This is a genomic window from Paenibacillus oleatilyticus (assembly GCF_018998565.1).
GTDB lineage: Bacteria > Bacillota > Bacilli > Paenibacillales > NBRC-103111 > Paenibacillus_G > Paenibacillus_G oleatilyticus.
In genome coordinates, this window is record NZ_JAHNZO010000012.1 from 15,198 (window position 1) to 36,114 (window position 20,917).

The following is a 20,917-nucleotide window of genomic DNA, read 5'->3' on the forward strand; positions in this document are numbered from 1 at the left end:
TCTTCAAACGTACCTGACGAGGGTTCATCAGATGGGGTGAAACAGTGAACGAAAATGTGCTCCAATATTGGAACCGAACGAAGCAATATTGGAATCAATTCAGCAAAACGCAAAAGTGGACTGTTATCGCAACTGTGATTTTAGTCATACTGACGGTAGGTATTATTAGTTATAATTTTTCTAAAACCGAGTACGCCTTGGCTTACACGAACTTGCAGCCTAGCGACGCAGCGGCCATCAAAGCGTACTTGGACGGCGCCAAAATCCCGTATCAGCTCAGCGAAGACGGAAAAAGCATCGGCGTTCCGCGCAGTCAAGTCGCCAGCGTCAAGCTTGCCGTTGAATCGCAAGGCTTGAACAAAAACGGCAACGTCGGCTATGGCGCCTTCAGCCAAAGCAGCACCTTCGGCACCACGGACAGAGAGTTCGATGTCAAATACGTGAACGCTGTTCAAGGCGAGCTGCAGCAGCTTATCAACTCGAACAATGCGATCGCAAGCTCGAAAGTATTGATCAGCTTGCCACAGGAAAGCTTGTTCTTGCGGAAGGGGGAGCAACCAGAGAAAGCATCGGCCTCCGTCGTGCTTGATATCAAGCCGGGCTACACGCTTGATCAGGCCAAGGTCGATACGATGTATAACTTGGTTTCTCACAGCATCAAAGGGCTTCCGGTCGAGAACATTACGATTTCCGATCAAAACGGCGATCTGCTCGAGTACTCCAAAGCGAACGGCAAAGTAAACGGAGCTTCCAATCTCGCTTTGCAGCAGTTCGAAATCAACAACAAGTTCAGAAACGATGTGCAGCGCAACGTGCAGCAAATGCTCGGCTCTATTCTCGGCCGGGATAAAGTGATCGTAAGTGTGTTCTCTACGATGAACTTCGATCAGACGAGACGCAAAGAGCAGCTGGTGACTGCGCCGAATACGGTAGACCAAACCGGGCTCGACATTTCCATTCAGGAGATCCAAAAGAACTATACGAGTGACGGTGGTGCAGGGACGTCCGGCGTACCGGGAACGGGCTCGACGGATGTGCCGGGATACCCGGGCAGCAGCAACAGTGGAAAGACGAACTCCGAAGAACTGCAAAAAACGGTAAATCGGGAAGTCAACCGGATTACGAACGAAATTGAGATGACGCCCTACATAGTAAAAGATTTAACCATTAACGTCGGCATTGAACCACCCGATCCGCAAAATCCGGCTTCGCTTTCGCCAGAAACGGTGAATGAGATCCGGAATATGCTCGTCAACGTGGTGCGTGCAGGCTTGGCCGATAACAAGCAACCGATAACGGACGCGGAGCTACTTAAAAAAGTAACTGTGTTTCCCCATACGTTCGCTAGAACGAACGAAAGCCAGGGAACGAGCACGAATTCGATGCTGCTCTACGGTGCGCTCGGCGGATTGGCTCTTGCTTTGCTTGCCGGAGGCGCCTACTGGTTTATCCGCAGACGCAAGGCGCAGCAAGAGGAAGAAGAAGAGATCCTGGACGAGTCGCCGCGAGTGGAATTCCCGACCATCGATATCGATAACTTGAACAATGAAAATCAAGTGCGCAAGCAGCTGGAACAGCTTGCCAAGAAAAAACCGGAAGAATTTGTTAATCTGCTCCGCACTTGGTTAGTAGACGAATAGAGGTGTGCAACACTTGGCTAAAGTACAGCAACCGGGTTTAACGGGGCGACAAAAAGCCGCAATACTTTTGATTAGTTTGGGTCCGGAAGTGTCCGCTCAAATTTTTAAACATCTGCGTGACGAAGAAATTGAGCAGCTCACTTTGGAAATAGCCAATGTCAGGAAAGTTGACAACGCCGAAAAAGAAGCGATCTTGGCAGAGTTCCATCAAATTTGCTTGGCCCAAGAATTCATATCGCAAGGCGGTATCACTTATGCAAAAGAGATTCTGGAGAAAGCGCTCGGATCTCAAAAAGCATTGGATATCATCAATCGGTTGACGGCGACGCTTCAAGTGAGACCTTTCGATTTTGCCCGGAAAGCCGATCCTGCTCAAATCTTGAACTTTATTCAGAATGAAAATTCACAAACCATTGCTCTGGTTCTCGCGTACCTGCAGCCGGAGCAAGCCTCCATCATCCTGTCTTCGCTTCCTCAGGAGAAGCAGGCGGATGTGGCGAAGCGGGTTGCCTTGATGGACAGCACATCGCCGGAGGTTATCAGCCAAGTCGAGCGGGTACTTGAGCAGAAGCTTTCCGCCACGGTTACGCAGGACTATACGAATGCCGGCGGGATTTCGGCCGTCGTTCAAATTTTGAACGGCGTCGACCGCGGGACAGAGCGTACGATCCTCGATTCGCTCGAGATTCAGGATCCTGAGCTTGCCGAGGAAATTAAGAAACGGATGTTCGTATTCGAGGACATCGTCAACATCGACAACCGTTCGATCCAACGCATTATCCGCGACATCGAGAATGCCGACCTCCAATTGGCGCTTAAAGTGGCCAGCGAAGAAGTTCGGGAAGCCATTTTCAAAAACATGTCCAAGCGGATGGCCGAAACGTTCCGGGAAGAAATGGAATACATGGGTCCGGTTCGGCTGCGTGACGTCGAAGAAGCGCAAACACGCATCGTAGCTACGATCAGACGTTTGGAAGAAGCCGGTGAAATCATCATCGCCCGTGGCGGAGGAGATGATATTATTGTCTAATGTCATCAAATCATTTCAATATGTAGCTATGGAAGACAGCAAGCTTGTCGAGCCTCCGGCCCCTCCCGTTCTTAAACAAGAACATCTGCAAGACGGCGAACTGACGGAGGAACAACAGCTCGAGCTCGACAACCTGATGCAGATGAAGGAGCAAATTCTTCAAGACGCCGAATCGTTTGCCGAAGAACAAGTACGCGCCGCTATGGATGAGGCCGCAGCCATCAGACAGCAGGCCCAAGCCGAAATTGAAGCTTGGTGGGACGAACGCAGACAGCTGGATCAGGAAACGATCGAGCAAGCGATGGACCGGGGCTTCGAGCAAGGCTACCAGGAAGGGCTGGCCAGAGCCGAAGCGGAGCTTCGCCAGCAGTACGAAAGCATGCTGCAGGAAGCGTCGCAAATCTTGGAACAATCGTACGTACTAAAGCAGCAGATCATTCAAGAATCCGAACCGTTCTTAATCGAGCTCAGCTGCTCGATTGCCGAGAAAATCGTCGATCGCCAGCTGACACTGGAATCCGAATGGGTTATCGAACTGATCCAAAAGGTGCTGTCGCGGCGAAGAGAAAAGGGAATTATTGCGCTTTGCGTATCGCCTTCTCAATTCTCCTATATACAAGACGCACGAGAAGAACTTTTGTTGCACTTAGATTCGCAAGCAGAGCTACAAATTATTCCGGATGCCTCGGTACAAGATCGCGGATGCGTCATTCGGTCCTCCTTCGGAAGCATCGACGCCCGCATCGACACGCAGCTGAACGAAATCAAGAATGCGCTTCGGCAAGTGGCGCTGCGAAGCGAGGGATCTTAGATTATGCAGGTGCCATCAGCGCAGAAATACATAGAGCATTTAAGTCAAATCGACCCGGTGCGCGTAAACGGAAAAGTCACTCAGGTCATTGGATTAACGGTCGAATCGGAAGGACCGGATGCGAGCATCGGCGACGTATGCTACATCTATCCGCTCAAATCGAACCAGCCGCTCAAAGCGGAAGTTGTCGGCTTTAAGAACAACAAGGTTATTCTTATGCCGCTCGGGGAGCTTCATGCCATTGGTCCAGGCTGCGATGTGGTCGGTACCGGCAAGCCGCTAACGGTGCAGGTAGGGCATGAGCTGCTTGGCAAAGTGCTGGACGGGCTCGGTCAGCCGCTCGACGGAACGTTTTTGCCGTCGCGCATGACCCAATATTCTACTAATAATATACCTAACAATCCGTTAAAACGGCCGCGCGTTCTAGAGCCGATTAGCGTCGGCGTACGATGCATCGACGGCCTGCTGACGATAGGCAAGGGACAGCGCGTCGGTATTTTCGCCGGGTCCGGCGTCGGCAAAAGTACGCTGATGGGAATGGTCGCCCGCAACACGTCAGCCGATGTGAATGTGATTGCGCTTATCGGAGAACGCGGCAGAGAGGTGCTCGATTTTATCGAACGCGATCTCGGTCCCGAAGGATTGGCACGCTCGGTTGTCATCGTCGCAACGTCGGATCAACCGGCGCTCATCCGGATCAAGGGTGCGCTGATCGCTACGACGATCGCTGAATTTTTTCGCGATCGCGGGATGAACGTGATGCTGATGATGGACTCGGTGACCCGATTTGCCATGGCACAGCGTGAAGTCGGCTTGGCGGTAGGCGAACCTCCTGCAACTCGCGGCTATACGCCTTCCGTATTTGCGACACTACCTAAGCTGCTGGAACGGTCGGGTACCGGACCTAAGGGCTCCATTACGGCATTTTATACGGTTCTAGTCGATGGGGATGATATGAATGAGCCGATTGCGGATGCTGTACGGGGAATACTGGATGGTCATATCGTGTTGAACCGTAACATAGCCAACCGCGGGCACTACCCCGCTATCGACGTTCTTGCCAGCGTTAGCCGGGTGATGAAAGAAATTGTTCCTCACGAGCAGCAGCTTGCGGCCGAGAACTTGAAAAGATTGCTATCTGTGTATAAAGATTCGGAAGATTTGATCAATATCGGGGCGTACCAGCGAGGATCAAATTCGGAAATTGATCAATCTCTCGACTCGATACAAGCGATATGGGATTATACGCGACAGCGCGTCACGGAGAAGCTGACATACGCGGAAGCGCAGGAAAGGCTAATTCGAGAATTTTACAGGGGATGAGAAGGAGCATGCGGTTTCGATATACTTTTCAAAAAATCGTTGATTTGAAGATGAACGAGAAAACGCAAGCGGAATGGATGCTGTCTGAAGCCATTGGTAAAATGCGTGCGGAGGAATCCTCTCTGGCCGAGCTGGAGAAAGCCAAGCACGAGATGCAGGAGGAGCTGCATAAGTCTTCCAGCCAAGTGACAACGGTATCCAACCTGCTCATGATGCAAAGTTACGTGAACCATATTGACGGCCGCATTCAGCTCAAGCATCGGGATGTGCAAGCAGCCAAAACGATCGTGCAGCTCAAGCAGGATGATTTAACCGGTAAGATGATTGAAGAAAAGGTTTGGACGAAAGCAAAGGAAAGAGCGTTTCAGCAATTTTCCAGTGAGGTTTTGAAGAAAGAACAAAATCAATTGGACGAAATGGCGACGAATCGTTTTAAACGGCTTTCGTAACTAATGAACATGCGGGGAGGTGAGGAAGTGGCAAACACAGATACGGAGCAGTCCTCCTCTTACGGAGCTATGGAGCGGTTTTTAATATGGTTCCTGATCCCTTTTGTTTTTACAGCTGTACTGCTCGGCGTTCTGTTGACGATTTTCGATTATGACGTGATGAACAACGTCCTTCGGGCGGCCAATAAAATTCCTATCGTGAACAGCATCATCCCTGATCCGAAAACGAAGGAGACGGCAGCCAATCCGGAAACGGCTCAACCCGCCGGGACCGAGTCGTCCGCTCCGGCGCAGGAGAATGCGAATGCCGGCACGACGGCCAAGCTTCAGGAATTGGAGCAGGCGCTGAAAAAGGCGGAAGCCTCGCTGCAGCAGCGGGATGAGACGATAAAGGAATTGCAGCTCAAGAACAGTACATTGGAAGAAAGCGCAAAAAGCAAGACTTTGAGCGACGAGGAGTATGCGCATCAAATTCAACAGCTTGCTACCATGTATGCGAAGATGTCGCCGAGCAAATCGGCGCCGATTATGGAGAACTTAACCTCCAAAGAATTGGTTCTGGTGCTTGGGATGATGAAGCCGGACGAGCGCGTCAAGGTGCTGGAGAAAATGGACCCGAAGAAGGCTGCTGATGCCTCGATTCTGCTGAAGGACCAAACGAACGTAAGGGATACGGAAATTGCGGCCCTGCAGGAACGCGTGAAGGAACTGGCGGCGCAAAGCAAGCAGCCTGCGGACAAGCTGAGCAAAGACGATTTAGGCAGCACGTTTTCGAATATGACGCCCAAAAGCGCGGCTACTGTCCTGATGGAAATGCAGAAATCGAATCCCGACAAAGTGATCTCCATCCTGAGCTCTATGGATAGCGGCGGGCGTTCCAGAATTTTGGCGGCTATATCGGATCAGTCCAAAGAAACCGCAGCGCTGATCTCGGCCCGACTGGTTCAATAAATACAATGGAAAGGAGGTGAAAAAAAGATGGAAATTTCGACACAAACTTCTGTGGCCGCATCTGCCGGGACATCCGCTGCCGGATCGAACGCCGCCAGTACGGGAAGTGCAGCCGGAGGGGCCGGATCCTTCTCGTCGGCTCTAAACGGAATGATGACAGGCGATGCTTCCGGAGCGGGAGCCAGTACCGCAGGAACCGCCGGTTTGTCGGCACTTGCTCAGCTGATCGCTCCTTTAATTGCCGCGCTTCCGCAGACGGCGGATCAGGCGCAGGCTCAAACGGCACAACAAATCGACGGCTTAATCCAACTGCTCGACTCGGCAAAAGGCGAGGATGCGAACGCGCTGATAAACAACCCGGATTTGCAAGCCTGGTTGCTGCAGCTTCAAGCGCTGCTTGCAGCACTTCCCTTGAATCAGCCGGAGAACAATCAAGCGGCCGTTCCAACAGGCGAAGGAAACAACGCGGAAGAGAGTGCGGATGCGCTTAATCCGCTGCTGTTTATTCCTTTGACACCTACTGTAGATACGCCTGCGGGGTCGGAGACGGATGAACTTGGCGCGATACAGCAACCTAAAGCGCTGACGGCACAGGAAGCCGCTGCCATTTTGAAACAGTTGAAAGACCTGGTAGCGGAAGGGAAAACGGATTCGAAGCTTCAGCAAGCCGTGAAAGAGTTGCCGGCTGTTCTGATGTCGGCTGCGTCCAAATCAAGCGAATTGCAAAAGCCTAGCGCCGATCAACGCCGCGTTTCTTCTACTATACAGACTGCAGCGACAGCGGAAGCAGCTCCGTCTTCGGATGCCGGGAAGCTTGTCCAAGTGGTCTCCAGCCCGGTGCAAAAGCTCGAAGCGCTTACAGCCAAGGCTACGATGGTTCAGCTTCATCTGGACCCGCCGAAAGCAGACGAAGGGCCTCTGTTTGAACCGCTGAACGCGGGGATGGCAGACGGGACGGAAGGTCAGCCGATGCCGCTGCACGAGTACATCAAGCAGCAAGGCAATCATGCGCAGATAAAAGCGCCGGTCGTGCAGATGCAGGCAGCGACGTTTTCGGAGGACATGACGCAGTTTGTCGTTCGTTCCATATTTATGGGAACCTCGGCAGACGGGATGACCGAGGCTAAAATTTCGTTGTATCCTCAGCATCTCGGACACGTTGAAGTTAAATTGACTATGCATAACGGACAACTGATTGCCCAGTTCGTAGCGGACAGCTTGGCTGGTAAGGAAATGCTGGAGAGCCAGTTATCGCAGCTGAGAACGACACTGCAAAGTCAGGGCATTCAGGTGGAGAAGCTCGAAGTAAGCCAAAGCCAGAACTACCAGTCCGGCATGTTCCAGGAAGGACGCCAACAGCAGCAGTCCGGACAATCCTCCAAGCAGCAGAAAGCGGCCAGCGGCCGAATTGCCGCAATGGAAGATGAGTTGAAGGAAGAAGCAAAGACTTCGAGCACCGCAGGCAGTCTGGGAACCGGATCGATTGACGTTACGGCCTAAGTAAGCTTACACCGATGGAGCAGGGGGTGAAACCGTGCCCGATTCAAATGTCAGCACCAGAAATATATGGCCGTATTACGCCAAAGGAAATATTCAGAACGCCGGCAAAGCTGAGGAAAAAGGGAAATTGGGACAAGATGAATTCCTTAAGATTCTGATGACCCAATTGCAAAACCAGGATCCGACGCAGCCGCTGCAGGATAAAGAATTCATCGCTCAGATGGCTCAATTTACATCCGTCGAGCAGCTTGCCAAAATGAGTTCGGAAATGAAAATGCTTCGGCAGTCGCTAGGATTTGCATCCAGTTTGATTGGTAAAAAGGTTACCTACACCTATGTTGACAAAAACAACAAATCTATCGTCAAAACCGGAACTGTGGAGTCCATCCTTATGAAGAAGGACGAGCAGTACGCGAAGATTAACGGCGACGAAGTGAAGATGGATCAGATCAGCCAGATTTCCAATCCGGAGGTAACTCCATGACGGATCGAATAACGGTTGGTCGCCTGTTTCCGAATGCTGTGGCGCCGCAGCCCGTACGACGAACGGACCCGGAACCGAGGGTCCAGACAACCTCGTTCGATGCGATGCTGCAAAATCAACTCGTGCGTTTCAGTCATCACGCGGAAGAACGTTTGCGGCAGCGGGGCATTCAGCTAGGGCCTGAGCAGCTTGTCAAGCTCAACACCGCGATAGACAAAGCCGCGAGCAAAGGGGCAAAGGACTCGTTGATGCTGATCAACGATACCGCTCTGATTGTCAACATCAAGAATCGCACGGTAGTTACAGCCATGGACGGAGCATCGATGAAGGACAACGTATTTACCCAAATCGACTCGGCCATGATTATTTCGTAGCGATAGGCCGGCCCGAATTTCGGAGGCCGAGGTTGTGGACCGACTGAAACAACCGCAGAACGAACGTATTATAGAGCTTGCTGTAACTAACCTTAATTACATCATCATTGACAACTGTATTCATCCATCGATGCGATGCGCAGTTGCAATATGGGAGGATAACTATCGATGTTAAGATCGCTTTATTCCGGCGTTTCGGGTATGAGAGGCTTTCAAACGAAGCTTGACGTCATCGGCAACAACATCGCGAACGTGAATACGTACGGCTTCAAAGCCAGTCGTGTAGCGTTCAAAGACATCATGAGCCAAAAGATTTCAGGCGTAACAGCCCCGACGGATACGGTGGGCGGCGTTAATGCCAAACAAATCGGACTTGGCGTGACGGTTGGCGCTATCGATACTCTCCACACCCCGGGCAGCGCCCAGACGACGAATAAAATAACGGATTTGCGTATTGACGGAGACGGGTTCTTCCTTGTATCGCCAACTACGGATGTTAATGGGCAGCCGCTCCTTACACGTGCCGGCAATTTTGATTTGGATGCCCAGCGCCGTCTCGTGACGGCGGACGGTATGTTCGTTTTGAACACCGGAGGTACGGCTGTGGCGCTGGAAGACACCGTTACCGCATTCTCGATTTCGCAGTCCGGCGAAATTATCGCCATCGGAGCTGACGGGGCTGCAACGCCGACCAATCAATTCATCGCCGTTGCCAAAGTAACAAATCCGGGCGGATTGGAGAAAATTGGAGGAAACCTGTACCGGACGACGCCAAACTCGAATACGGAAGAAATCGATCCCGCTGCTTCCTTGGCCAACAACCCAGCAACGGGAACCGGCGCTATCGTTTCCGGTCAGCTTGAAATGTCCAACGTGGATTTAACGTCCGAATTTACGGAAATGATTGTCGCTCAGCGCGGCTTCCAGTCCAACTCGAGAATTATTACTACATCCGACGAAGTGCTTCAAGAAGTCGTCAATCTGAAACGATAGTTTGCTTCAAGGGGGAGTGATTCTCCCCCGATTTTATCCTTTCGGAGGTAACCGATGGTCCGCCTGACACGGCTTAATGGGAAAGCAATCGTTCTGAACGCGCTTTTGATCGAATCAATTGAAGAAACGCCGGACACGATGATCACGCTGGTGACCGGTAAAAAAATCATGGTGCTCGAGCCGGTGACGGAAGTAATGGACACCGTACACCGCTTTTTGCAAACCGTAGGTCTTGTCGGCGGTACGGTTAAGAGCCTGAATTCGGAGGGGTCGTAAGTTGTTTAAAAGCAGAATTTTCATAATGGTTGTTGCTATTCTTATTGCGATTACATTGATATTGACGGCTGCGTTCGTCCTGTGGAACTATATGGATAAAGCCAATCAGAACCCTCAAGAGCAGGCGCAAAGTTCTGCCCGCGACGTAAAACAAGCCAAAAAGCTGACCCCGGATGAGGTCAAGCAAAATACAGTCATCATGAAAGACGTGCTTACCAATTTGGCCGGGGGCAATGGCAAATTCATTAAATTGAGCTTTGCCTTTGAACTGGAAAATAAGAAGGCCAAGGAAGAGTTTGAGAAGTTGGACAGCCAAATGAAGGCCATTGTCATTCAAACGCTATCCGATATGACACCGGAGCAAGTATCGGGAAGCAAAGGCTTCGACAATCTCACTTCCGCCCTTATGAATAAAATGAACCCGCTTCTCCAATCGGGAAAAATGAATCAAATCTTGATTACGGATTTCGTACTCCAATAACTACATAGCATGATGCAGCAGTTCAAAGGAGGTGACGCTAATGGTTGATGTTCTTTCACAGAATGAGATTGACGCCCTGCTAGCGGCGCTTTCTTCAGGGGAAATGGATGCGGAGGAGCTTAAAAAGGAAGAGACGCAGAAAAAAATACGGGTGTACGATTTTAAACGTGCTGTGCGTTTCTCCAAGGATCATATCCGGAGCTTAACCCGAATTCATGAAAACTTTGCCCGATATTTAACGACATATTTTTCCGCTCAGCTTAGAACCTTTGTCCAGATTAACGTAGTGCAGGTCGAGCAGCTGCCTTATGACGAATTCATCCGCTCCATTCCGAAGATGACGATTCTGAACATTTTCGAAGCGGAGCCGCTGGAAGGACGCATGGTGCTTGAAGTTCACCCGAACGTAGCCTTTGCGATGCTGGACCGGCTGTTAGGCGGAGCGGGGACATCGCCAACGAAAATCAATGCGTTGACCGAGATCGAGACCATTGTCATCGAACGGATTTTCAGTCGGGCCTTCGACAGTTTGCAGGAGGCTTGGAAGACAGTTATTGATTTGTCTCCGCGGCTGGAAGCGCTCGAAACGAATCCGCAGTTTATGCAGATCGTATCGCCTAACGAAACGATCGCGCTGATCTCGCTCAGCACCAAAATCGGTGACACGACCGGGATGATCAACCTGTGTATTCCGCATGTGGTCATCGAACCAATTATGCCGAGACTGTCGGTACACCATTGGTTCGTTTCCCAGAAAAAAACAAGCGCGCCGGAGGAGCTGACGGCTCTGCAGTCTAGGCTGCATAAAGCGAAACTGCCGATTATCGCGGAGCTGGGTTCTTCCCAAATTTCCGTGAGGGAGTTTTTGAACCTCAACGCCGGGGATGTCATCACGCTTGGCAAATCCGTGAATGAGCCGTTGGACATTCGCATAGGGGAAAAGTTGAAGTTTTACGGCAGTCCCGGAACGACGCGTGGCAAGCTGGCTGTCCAAATCAGCGAGATTGTCCAAGAAGAAGGAGTGGAAGAGAATGACGAATAACAAGGATTATTTGTCTCAAGAAGAGATCGATGCGCTATTGAGACAATCGGGCGATGGCGAATCCTCCGCTATTTCCGAGTTTGTTCCTCAAGTAGAAGATTATTTGTCTTCTTTGGAGCAAGATGCGCTTGGCGAAATCGGAAACATTACATTCGGAAGCGCGGCTACTGCACTTTCCACCCTGCTTGGAAAAAAGGTGGATATTACGACGCCGAAAGTATCCATCATCGCTCATTCTGAACTCGCCGACGAGTTTCCGAAGCCGCACGTGGCTGTCCATGTGAACTACGTCGACGGCTTTCACGGGATCAACCTTCTGGTGATCAAAACCCGGGATGCCCAGGTCATCGCCGATTTGATGATGGGCGGAGACGGAACGGGACAAACGGAAGAGCTCAGCGAAATTCATATCAGCGCGGTTCAGGAAGCGATGAACCAAATGATGGGCTCGTCCGCTACGTCGATGTCGACGATTTTCAACCGGTTTGTCAATATTTCACCGCCGGGAATCGACATATTAAATTTAGCGTCAGGGGAAGGAACTGCCTCCCTGCCTCGAGAAGATGTATTTATCAAAATCTCTTTCCGACTGACAATCGGCGACCTGATTGATTCGACAATCATGCAGCTGCTGCCGGTTCCTTTCGCGAGAGAGATGGTGTCTACTTTAATGGGAGGTGGAGACGCAATAGAGGAACCTGCACCGGCGCCTGCACAATCCGCGCCCGTTTCCCAACCGGCACCGGAGCCGCCAGCCCATGCCGCGCCAAGCGCTTACGCACAAGATCCTTATTCGCAGCCTCCGGTAGGGCATCAAGCGCCGCCGCAGCACGGTTATCAGCCGCCGGCGTACCAGCCGCCGATGACTCCGCCTGCAGCGCAAGCTTATCCGCCGCAGCCGGCCAATTACGGTGTTCCGACGGCACGGGGAGTGAACGTCCAACCGGCTCAATTCGCTAATTTCAGTCATCCGCAGCTATCTCCTGCAGAAGATACGAATTTGAACCTGCTGCTGGATATCCCGCTTAAGGTGACGGTCGAACTGGGTCGTACGCATAAGGTCATTAAGGACATCCTCGAATTGTCTCAAGGATCGATCATCGAACTGGACAAGCTGGCCGGGGAACCTGTTGATATTTTAGTCAATAACAAATTGATCGCCAAAGGCGAAGTTGTCGTCATTGACGAAAACTTCGGTGTCCGCGTGACGGATATTGTGAATCAATGGGATCGGATTCAAAAACTACAATAATAATCAACCAACAAGATTACTTAAGCATCCTATAGGAGGAATGGTTACCCATGGCAAACCGTATTTTGATTGTAGACGACGCAGCATTTATGAGAATGATGATTCGCGATATTTTAACGAAAAACGGCTATGAAGTTGTCGGAGAAGCAAACGACGGCGCACAAGCGATTGAAAAATTTAAAGAGCTCCGCCCCGATCTGGTTACGATGGACATCACGATGCCGGAAATGGACGGTATTCATGCACTTAAAGAAATCAAGAAGCTTGATGGAAATGCCAAGGTCATTATGTGCTCCGCTATGGGGCAGCAAGCGATGGTTATCGATGCGATCCAGGCAGGGGCCAAAGATTTCATCGTGAAGCCGTTTCAGGCAGACCGTGTTATTGAAGCGATTAAGAAAACCTTGGGATAATTTCAACAGGGGTTAAACGATGGGTCTTGCGCAAATTGAAAGGAAAGTGAAATGTTGAGAAGACTCAGAGCCAAGTTATCGTCCGGTGTAGCCATGGTTTTGATGCAAACAGCAGTATGGCCTGCTGCTGTTTGTTTTGCGGAATCGGAGAACCCGGCCCCCTCTGGGGCGGGAATGCTCGGAACACCGGATCGGCTTGTAACGGAAGGCAGTTCAGGGGGCACGTTCTGGATGATCTTCCAAGTCCTTTTTTTTCTACTACTTATTATCGGAATTTTTCTGGTCATCGTGAAGATGATTTCGCAGAAAAATAAATTTTTATCCGGGCGGTCGATACGATCCTTGGGCGGATTGCCGCTCGGACAAAATAAATCGATTCAAGTTGTCGAAATCGGCCGTTCGCTTTATATCGTCGGAGTAGGGGAGAACATTCAGCTGCTCGAAAAGATCGAGGATGAAACCGAGGTCGCTTTGATTACGGAACTGATGTCTTCCGGTCCGGCGTTTGCGGGCCCGACCTTCGATTCCATAGGAGGCTGGCTCAAAAAGCTTCGCAACAAGCCGGCAGTCGAAGAAGAAATGGAAGTGACAGCCTCGTTCCAAGAGGTGTTTCACACGAAAATCCAGCATATGTCGGATCAGAAGAAACAAATGGAGCAACTGCTCAAGCAAGACACTAATTCAGATCGGTTGAATGATAAATGATGAAATTCAATAAAAGGCTCATTTTCCTGCTGATTCTTCTTGTTCTGTGCGGTTCGCTCGCAAGCCCAGCCTATGCGGCCGATCCGATTCCCGGAATGAACATCGATATCGGGACATCCGACAATCCGCAGGGGGCTTCGAGCGCCATTACCATCGTGCTGCTGATTACCATTCTCAGCATCGCTCCGGCCATTCTGATCATGATGACCAGCTTTACCCGAATCGTCATCGTGCTCGGCTTTGTCCGGACGTCGCTCGGTACGCAGCAAATGCCGCCGAACCAAATGCTGATCGGTCTTGCGTTATTTCTGACCTTTTTCATCATGGCGCCAACGCTTGGGGACATCAACCAAACGGCTGTGCAGCCTTATCTTAAGGGCGAGCTGACCCAGACGGCAGCGCTGGAGAAAGCATCCGTTTCGATCAAGAAGTTCATGTTTCAGCATACGCGGGAGAAAGACTTGAAGCTGTTCCTGGATTACACCAAGGCGCCACGGCCCAGCGGAGTGGAAGATACGCCGCTTACGTCGCTTGTACCCGCTTATGCGATTAGCGAGTTAAAGACGGCGTTTCAGATGGGCTTTATGATCTTTATTCCGTTTTTGGTCATTGATATGGTTATTGCCAGTACGCTGATGGCGATGGGGATGATGATGCTGCCGCCGGTAATGATTTCGTTGCCGTTCAAAATCTTGCTGTTCATTCTTGTGGACGGTTGGTATCTCGTCGTTCGTTCGCTTCTGCTTAGTTACAATACATAGACGGACCAGCCGGGAGGAGAGCGCATTGAGCTCGGAATTTGTAATCAGATTGGCCGGAGAAGCGGTATACACCACGCTTAAAGCCAGTGCTCCGATGATGGTGCTGGCGCTGGCAGTCGGCTTGATCATCAGTGTGTTTCAAGCGACGACGCAAATCCAGGAGCAGACCCTTGCCTTTGTTCCGAAAATTGTCGTTGTGCTGCTTGCGATACTTATATTCGGCCCTTGGATACTGACGACACTTGTTGATTTTACCTATAATCTGTTGAATAACCTGTATAAATACGTGGGATAGGTTGTGGGTGAAATGGAGTGGGTTTTGCAGTATCTTCCCGGATTTTTGTTGTTTTTTTGTCGGATTTCATCGTTTTTTGTCATCGCTCCCGTATTTGCGGCCCGTAATGTGCCGATGCAGCTGAAGGTAGGGCTATCGTTTTTCGTTGCTTTCATTACGTTCTTCAGTATCGGGTTGACGACGCCGGTGGCTATGGATTCGCTGTATATTCTTTCCGTTTTCCGGGAAGTGTTTGTGGGACTAACCCTCGGGTTTATAGCGTATATGTTCTTTCAGGTCGTTCAAATCTCCGGTGCATTCATCGACCTTCAAATGGGGTTCGGTATAGCGAACGTAATCGATCCGCTAACAGGAGCGCAAAGTCCGATTTTGGGCAATCTGAAGTACATGATCGCCATGCTGTTGTTTTTAAGCTTCAACGGTCATCATTACTTGCTCGAAGGAATTATGCGAAGCTACGAATGGATTCCTTTGAATAACGAGTTGTTTGTTGAAAATTATAACGGTCAGCTTTCGGACTTTATGCTGAAGACGTTCTCTCAAGTTTTTGCCATAAGCTTTCAAATGGCGGCGCCGCTAGTCGTCGCGATGTTTCTGACCGATGTCGGTCTTGGGCTTCTCGCTCGGGTAGCCCCGCAGTTCAACATTTTCGTCATCGGGATTCCGGTGAAGATTATCGTTGGTTTTATTCTGCTGCTTCTCTTGTTTCCAGGATACGAATTGATCTACAAAGAGAAATTCTCAACTATGCTGGAAACGATGGCCAAGTTTTTCGGATTGTTCACTGGCAGTTAGCGCGTGAGGAGGCAGGCCGTGGCTGCATTACGTTTAAAGCTGGATTTGCAATTGTTCTCGGGAGAGAAAACGGAAGCGGCGACGCCTAAGAAAAAACAAGAAGCCCGCAAAAAAGGACAAGTGGCCAAAAGCATGGAAGTGCCGGCCGCCTTCATCTTGTTTTTCTCCTTCTTATCGTTTTTCTTGTTCGGAGGCTATATGAAAGAGCGACTTGTCAGTTTGTTTCGCTCGATCTTCATCGACTTTCTCAATATGAACGTCACCATGGATAACAGTATGGTGTTATTCGAAAAGATCGCTACACAAATGTTGTTGATTCTCGGCCCAATTTTTTTGATCTCGATGGTCATCGGCGTTGTGGGAAATTATGTGCAGATCGGCTTTTTGTTTACGGGCGAACCGCTCATGATGAAGTTCAGCAAAATTAACCCTCTCGAAGGGGCAAAGCGGCTGTTCTCCATGCGGGCTATCGTCGATTTTCTCAAATCGGTGCTCAAGATGACGGTAATTGGAGTAGTTGTTTATTCGACGCTAATGGCGGAAAAGGACAACATCTTGCAGCTTGCGCGGCTGCCACTGGAAGAAATTATCGCTTTCACCGCTTCCTTGACACTGCAGCTTGGGATTAAAATCGGATTGATTTTGATCGTCATGGCAATTTTGGATTACATATATCAGCGTTACGAGCATGAGAAGAGCTTGCGGATGTCCAAGCAGGATATTAAAGACGAATACAAGAAAACGGAAGGGGATCCGCTGATTAAAGGGAAGATCCGCGAGAAGCAGCGCCGCATGGCATTGCAGCGGATGATGCAGGACGTTCCTAAAGCGGACGTCGTCATCACGAACCCGACGCACTTTGCCGTCGCGCTTCAATACGATGCCTCCAAGATGCAGGCACCTACCGTTATCGCCAAGGGGACCGATTACATCGCCTTGAAGATAAGGCAGATTGCCAAGGATAACGGCATCATAACGATGGAAAACAAACCGCTCGCCCGCGCGTTATACGCGCAGGTTGAGATCGGAGAATCGATACCGGCCGATATGTTTCAGGCCGTAGCCGAGGTGCTGGCATACGTATACAAAGTTAAAGGAAAAGCGAACTAATCCCGGAAAGGAGGACACCCTGCAATGAAAGCAAAAGACCTGGTCGTGCTGATCGGCGTGATCGGCATCGTTCTGATGATGGTCGTCCCGCTGCCGATATGGTTGCTGGATGTCCTGCTGATTATTAACATATCGGCTGCTCTCATGATCATTTTGATCGGCATGAACACACAGGATGCGCTTCAGTTCTCCATCTTTCCGTCGCTCCTGCTCATCACCACCTTGTTCCGGCTTGCGCTGAACGTATCGACAACCAGAAACATTTTGGCCCATGGGGACGCAGGCAACGTGGTCAGCACCTTCGGATCGTTCGTTGCCCAAGGCAACATTGTCGTCGGCTTTGTGGTCTTTATCATTTTGGTGCTGGTGCAGTTTATCGTCATTACCAAAGGCTCGGAGCGGGTTGCCGAGGTAGCCGCACGGTTTACGCTCGACGCGATGCCGGGGAAACAAATGAGTATCGACGCGGATTTGAACGCAGGGCTGATCAACGAACAGCAGGCCAGAGAACGACGCGAGAAAATCTCACGCGAGGCCGACTTTTACGGCGCTATGGACGGTGCGAGCAAATTCGTCAAAGGGGATGCGATCGCCGGCATTATCATGCTGCTGATCAATATCATCGGCGGCTTGATTATCGGAATGGCGATGAAAGGGATGTCGCTTAGTGAAGCGGGAGCGCTCTATTCGATCCTGACGATCGGGGACGGTCTCGTCAGCCAAATTCCGGCACTGCTGATCTCTACCGCAGCAGGGATTATCGTGACGAGGGCGGCTTCCGAAGGAAACTTGGCCCACGACTTGACATCGCAAATCTTTTCTTACCCGAAGCTGCTTTATATTGTAGCGGGAACGATTACGGCGCTGGGCATTTTCACGCCGATCCATCTGATCACGACATTGCCGATCGCTGCCGTGCTGGCATTCGCGGCTTACAAGATGCAGCAAACCATGAACCGCAAGCAAGCTGCTGAAGTCCAGCTTGAGGAGGAACAGCAAATCGAAGAAGTACGAAGCCCCGAAAGTGTCATCGGCTTGCTGCAGGTCGATCCGATCGAGTTCGAGTTCGGATACGGACTTATCCCGCTGGCGGATACGCAGCAGGGCGGCGACCTGCTCGATCGCGTCATTCTCATTCGCAGACAGTGCGCGCTCGAGCTCGGAATCGTCGTGCCGGTGATCCGGATTCGCGATAACATTCAACTGCGCCCGAACGAATATGTCATTAAGATTAAAGGCAATACGGTCGCGCGCGGCGATTTGTTACTCGGCCACTACTTGGCAATGAGTCCGGGAATCGACGACGATTCGATTACAGGGATCGATACGCTGGAGCCGGCTTTCGGGCTGCCGGCGCTATGGATTGACGAACAGACCAAGGAACGGGCCGAGCTTTCCGGCTACACGGTCGTCGATCCACCATCCGTTGTCGCGACGCATTTGACGGAAATTATTAAGAAGCATGCTCACGAGCTGCTGGGCCGCCAAGAAACGAAGGCGCTTATCGAGAATGTCAAGGAGCATCACCCGGCACTGGTCGACGATTTAATCCCGAACGTACTGTCGATCGGCGACGTGCAAAAAGTGCTGGTCAAGCTGCTTCGCGAAAAAATATCCGTCCGCGATCTCGTCACCATTCTGGAGACGCTTGCCGATTACGGCACATATACGAAGGATCCGGAAGTGCTGACGGAATATGTCCGGCAGGGCTTGTCCAGACAAATTACGCAGCAGTACACGACCGGCGGCGAATCGCTGAAAGTCATTACCGTAGGGCCGACGCTCGAGAAAAAAATTGCGGAATCGGTACAGCAATCGGATCAGGGCAGCTACCTCGCGCTCGATCCGACGTCCAGCCAAGTGATCTACCAGAAGGTGACCGATCAAGTAACCAAGCTGCTTCAAGCAGGGCAGCAGCCGATCGTTCTTACCTCGCCCACCATTCGCATGTACTTAAGGCAGCTGCTCGAACGCACCATGCAGGACATTCCGGTTTTATCTTACAGCGAGCTTGAACCGAGCGTTGAAATTCAGAGCATGGGGGTTGTTAATCTATGAGAGTGAAGCGATATGTCGTAGACTCCATGCCGGATGCCCTGCAAAAAATTCGCACGGACCTCGGGAAAGACGCTGTCATCATCAATACGAAAGAAATTCGTTCCGGCGGATTTCTCGGCATGTTTTCGAAGAAAAAGATCGAAGTGATCGCTGCCACGGATTCCGCAGCCGGAAGCGTTCAGCCGGCTTCCGGTAAGTCGGCGACCGCTACGTTAGCGAAGCCGGTCGCCCCGGCGCCGACTTCGCTTATGGGCAGTACGGCCGTGTCTACAGCTTACGGGATGCAGCGTGACCGGGAGCGGGGAGCGCAGCCGGCGCTGGCGTTTCCCGAAGTGCCGGACGTGCTTCCGGCAAGCCCGCCTCCTCAGGCCGCACCTGTTGGGGCACAGCCGACATCTGTCAGCAGCAGAGCCAAGGAAGATACGCTGCTTGAAGAGATCAAGCAAATGAAAGAAATGATGCAGAAGCTTTCTTCACAGCGTATGCCGGAGGCAGCCCAAGATCCGGTTTTAGTGGAACTGGAGCGCCGGCTGCTCGATCAGGAGATCGACTCGCAGATGGTTCAGGAGCTTCTGGCCCGGGTATCGGAGGAAGCCGAAGCCGAGGACGTTCCGATCACGGAACAATTCGCGGTCCATTCGCTCCGGACGCAGCTCCAAACGCTGCTTCAGCCGCAGGGCGGCAAAGGGATCGCTTCCGATACCCGAATCGCTCATTTTGTCGGGCCTACGGGCGTCGGCAAAACGACGACGATTGCCAAGCTGGCTGCCGAACAAGTGCTGAAGCACCGCCGCAAGGTCGGGTTCATCACCTCGGATACGTACCGCATCGCCGCGGTGGAGCAGCTCAAGACGTATGCTACCATTTTGAACGTGCCGCTTGAGGTTGTCTTTTCTCCGCTGGATTTGAACAAGGCACTCGAGAATTTGAAAGACTGCGATCTTATTTTTATGGATACGGCCGGTCGGAACTTCCGCAACGAAATGTACGTTTCGGAGCTGAACGCGCTGCTTCAATCCGGAGGGAAGAGCGAAACGTTTCTGGTGCTCAGCTTAACGACCAAATATAAAGATATGAAGGCCATTACGCACAACTTCAGCAAGTTCAAATTAGATAAAGTATTGTTCACGAAAAAGGACGAGACCGATTCGTACGGCGCCGTCGTTAACCTGATCCGCGATTTTGGATTGCATACTTCTTATATCGCCAACGGACAGAGCGTTCCCGACGATATCGAGGAGTTGAACGAGAGGCAGCTGATCGATTGGATTCTGGAGGATAACACCCATGAATGATCAGGCACAAGAGCTTCGGAATCTGATCAGGCATCGAGCCAACTCCGCAGAAAAGCCGACACGCATTCTCGCCGTTACAAGCGGTAAGGGCGGGGTCGGCAAATCGAACTTTACACTTAATTTTGCTCTTGCGCTTCAAAAAAAAGGATTCAAGGTACTCGTTTTCGACGCCGATATCGGTCTGGCCAATATCGACGTGCTCATGGGCATTGCGCCGAAGTACAATTTGTATCATTTGTTGAAAAAGGAAAAGACGATTTGGGACATCATTCATAAGGGCTATAACGATTTGCAATTTATTGCAGGAGGCTCAGGTTTCAACGACCTGATCCGGCTGTCCGAGGAACAATTGGATTATTTTCAAGAGCAAATCGGTCAGCTGAACGGACATGCGGACTTTATCATTTTCGATACGGGGGCCGGGTTGTCGAAAGAAACGCTCAAGTTTATCGTTGCCGCACAAGAGACGATCGTGGTGACGACGCCGGAGCCGACCTCGATTACCGATGCGTATGCCATTATTAAGATGGTAAGCGCGATGGATTACGACATTCGCTTCCGGCTGGTCGTCAATCGGGTGACCGATTGGCGGGAAGGCAGACAAACCGCCGAAAAGATCAGCATGGTCGCCAAGCAATTTTTGAATCTGGACATTCCCACCATCGGCTACGTGCTTGATGATGCTGCGGTATCCAAAGCCGTAAAAAAGCAGGTGCCTTTTACCGTAGCTTTTCCGTCGAGCGGCGCATCCAAATCGATCTATGATCTGACCGATGATTTTATTGCGAACCAAAAGCCGGCGGACATGAGCTCGGGGGCGGTCAAAGGCTTCTTGAACCGAATGATTAAGCTGCTTAAATAAAAGAGAACGTCCTCCGA

Annotated in this window: 23 protein-coding genes; all 23 read left to right on the forward strand. The window is 51.1% G+C overall.

Annotated elements, in window-relative coordinates; all coding sequences use genetic code 11:
• Nucleotides 1-44 precede the first annotated feature (44 nt).
• Nucleotides 45-1,640, forward strand: coding sequence for a flagellar basal-body MS-ring/collar protein FliF (gene fliF, locus KQX66_RS16735; protein WP_216793969.1), 1,596 nt, complete (start codon nucleotides 45-47; stop codon nucleotides 1,638-1,640).
• Nucleotides 1,641-1,644: 4 nt separating this feature from the next.
• Complete coding sequence (fliG, locus tag KQX66_RS16740) at nucleotides 1,645-2,670, forward strand: flagellar motor switch protein FliG (protein WP_029191232.1); 1,026 nt, start codon at nucleotides 1,645-1,647, stop codon at nucleotides 2,668-2,670.
• Nucleotides 2,663-3,481 carry a FliH/SctL family protein gene (locus KQX66_RS16745; RefSeq protein WP_216793970.1) on the forward strand — a complete coding sequence of 273 codons (819 nt, stop codon included), beginning with the start codon at nucleotides 2,663-2,665 and terminating at the stop codon, nucleotides 3,479-3,481. The genes fliG and KQX66_RS16745 overlap by 8 nt, the downstream gene beginning before the upstream one ends.
• Before the next feature lie 3 nt (nucleotides 3,482-3,484).
• Entirely contained in the window at nucleotides 3,485-4,804 is a 1,320-nt protein-coding gene (gene fliI, locus KQX66_RS16750; RefSeq protein ID WP_216793971.1) for a flagellar protein export ATPase FliI, read from the forward strand.
• Between the two features lie 8 nt (nucleotides 4,805-4,812).
• The gene (gene fliJ / locus KQX66_RS16755) at nucleotides 4,813-5,253 is read left to right on the forward strand and encodes a flagellar export protein FliJ (RefSeq protein ID WP_216793972.1); all 441 of its coding nucleotides are present in this window, start codon (nucleotides 4,813-4,815) and stop codon (nucleotides 5,251-5,253) included.
• 27 nt (nucleotides 5,254-5,280) lie between these two features.
• Nucleotides 5,281-6,204 (forward strand): MotE family protein, encoded by a 924-nt coding sequence (locus tag KQX66_RS16760; RefSeq protein ID WP_216793973.1) that lies wholly within the window; start codon nucleotides 5,281-5,283, stop codon nucleotides 6,202-6,204.
• Between the two features lie 27 nt (nucleotides 6,205-6,231).
• Nucleotides 6,232-7,704 (forward strand): flagellar hook-length control protein FliK, encoded by a 1,473-nt coding sequence (locus KQX66_RS16765; RefSeq protein WP_216793974.1) that lies wholly within the window; start codon nucleotides 6,232-6,234, stop codon nucleotides 7,702-7,704.
• A 34-nt stretch (nucleotides 7,705-7,738) separates the two neighbouring features.
• Nucleotides 7,739-8,188, forward strand: coding sequence for a flagellar hook capping FlgD N-terminal domain-containing protein (locus KQX66_RS16770; protein WP_216793975.1), 450 nt, complete (start codon nucleotides 7,739-7,741; stop codon nucleotides 8,186-8,188).
• A complete protein-coding gene (locus KQX66_RS16775; protein ID WP_010491298.1) occupies nucleotides 8,185-8,562 on the forward strand; it encodes a TIGR02530 family flagellar biosynthesis protein in 378 nt (125 codons plus the stop codon). Before KQX66_RS16770 ends, KQX66_RS16775 begins: the two co-directional genes overlap by 4 nt.
• Before the next feature lie 168 nt (nucleotides 8,563-8,730).
• Nucleotides 8,731-9,555 (forward strand): flagellar basal body rod protein FlgG, encoded by an 825-nt coding sequence (gene flgG / locus KQX66_RS16780; protein ID WP_216793976.1) that lies wholly within the window; start codon nucleotides 8,731-8,733, stop codon nucleotides 9,553-9,555.
• 54 nt (nucleotides 9,556-9,609) lie between these two features.
• Entirely contained in the window at nucleotides 9,610-9,831 is a 222-nt protein-coding gene (locus tag KQX66_RS16785) for a flagellar FlbD family protein (RefSeq protein WP_010491294.1), read from the forward strand.
• A 25-nt stretch (nucleotides 9,832-9,856) separates the two neighbouring features.
• Nucleotides 9,857-10,312: a flagellar basal body-associated FliL family protein gene (locus KQX66_RS16790; RefSeq protein WP_193394388.1), complete on the forward strand. Its 456-nt coding sequence runs from the start codon at nucleotides 9,857-9,859 to the stop codon at nucleotides 10,310-10,312.
• Nucleotides 10,313-10,352: 40 nt separating this feature from the next.
• The gene (gene fliM, locus KQX66_RS16795; protein ID WP_025850745.1) at nucleotides 10,353-11,354 is read left to right on the forward strand and encodes a flagellar motor switch protein FliM; all 1,002 of its coding nucleotides are present in this window, start codon (nucleotides 10,353-10,355) and stop codon (nucleotides 11,352-11,354) included.
• On the forward strand, nucleotides 11,344-12,606 hold the full coding sequence (gene fliY, locus KQX66_RS16800) for a flagellar motor switch phosphatase FliY (protein ID WP_216793977.1): 1,263 nt from the start codon (nucleotides 11,344-11,346) through the stop codon (nucleotides 12,604-12,606). Before fliM ends, fliY begins: the two co-directional genes overlap by 11 nt.
• 50 nt (nucleotides 12,607-12,656) lie before the next feature.
• Nucleotides 12,657-13,019, forward strand: coding sequence for a response regulator (locus tag KQX66_RS16805; RefSeq protein ID WP_010491286.1), 363 nt, complete (start codon nucleotides 12,657-12,659; stop codon nucleotides 13,017-13,019).
• A gap of 231 nt (nucleotides 13,020-13,250) precedes the next feature.
• Nucleotides 13,251-13,724 carry a flagellar biosynthetic protein FliO gene (locus tag KQX66_RS16810; RefSeq protein ID WP_253957220.1) on the forward strand — a complete coding sequence of 158 codons (474 nt, stop codon included), beginning with the start codon at nucleotides 13,251-13,253 and terminating at the stop codon, nucleotides 13,722-13,724.
• A complete protein-coding gene (gene fliP, locus KQX66_RS16815; RefSeq protein ID WP_216793979.1) occupies nucleotides 13,721-14,485 on the forward strand; it encodes a flagellar type III secretion system pore protein FliP in 765 nt (254 codons plus the stop codon). Before KQX66_RS16810 ends, fliP begins: the two co-directional genes overlap by 4 nt.
• 25 nt (nucleotides 14,486-14,510) lie before the next feature.
• Entirely contained in the window at nucleotides 14,511-14,780 is a 270-nt protein-coding gene (fliQ, locus tag KQX66_RS16820) for a flagellar biosynthesis protein FliQ (RefSeq protein WP_025850740.1), read from the forward strand.
• 12 nt (nucleotides 14,781-14,792) lie between these two features.
• The gene (gene fliR, locus KQX66_RS16825) at nucleotides 14,793-15,575 is read left to right on the forward strand and encodes a flagellar biosynthetic protein FliR (protein ID WP_216793980.1); all 783 of its coding nucleotides are present in this window, start codon (nucleotides 14,793-14,795) and stop codon (nucleotides 15,573-15,575) included.
• Between the two features lie 18 nt (nucleotides 15,576-15,593).
• Nucleotides 15,594-16,685 carry a flagellar biosynthesis protein FlhB gene (gene flhB / locus KQX66_RS16830; protein WP_216793981.1) on the forward strand — a complete coding sequence of 364 codons (1,092 nt, stop codon included), beginning with the start codon at nucleotides 15,594-15,596 and terminating at the stop codon, nucleotides 16,683-16,685.
• A gap of 24 nt (nucleotides 16,686-16,709) precedes the next feature.
• A complete protein-coding gene (gene flhA, locus KQX66_RS16835; RefSeq protein ID WP_216793982.1) occupies nucleotides 16,710-18,743 on the forward strand; it encodes a flagellar biosynthesis protein FlhA in 2,034 nt (677 codons plus the stop codon).
• Nucleotides 18,740-20,038 (forward strand): flagellar biosynthesis GTPase FlhF, encoded by a 1,299-nt coding sequence (gene flhF / locus KQX66_RS16840; protein WP_216793983.1) that lies wholly within the window; start codon nucleotides 18,740-18,742, stop codon nucleotides 20,036-20,038. Before flhA ends, flhF begins: the two co-directional genes overlap by 4 nt.
• Complete coding sequence (locus tag KQX66_RS16845) at nucleotides 20,031-20,900, forward strand: MinD/ParA family protein (protein WP_216793984.1); 870 nt, start codon at nucleotides 20,031-20,033, stop codon at nucleotides 20,898-20,900. The genes flhF and KQX66_RS16845 overlap by 8 nt, the downstream gene beginning before the upstream one ends.
• The last annotated feature ends 17 nt before the right edge of the window (nucleotides 20,901-20,917 follow it).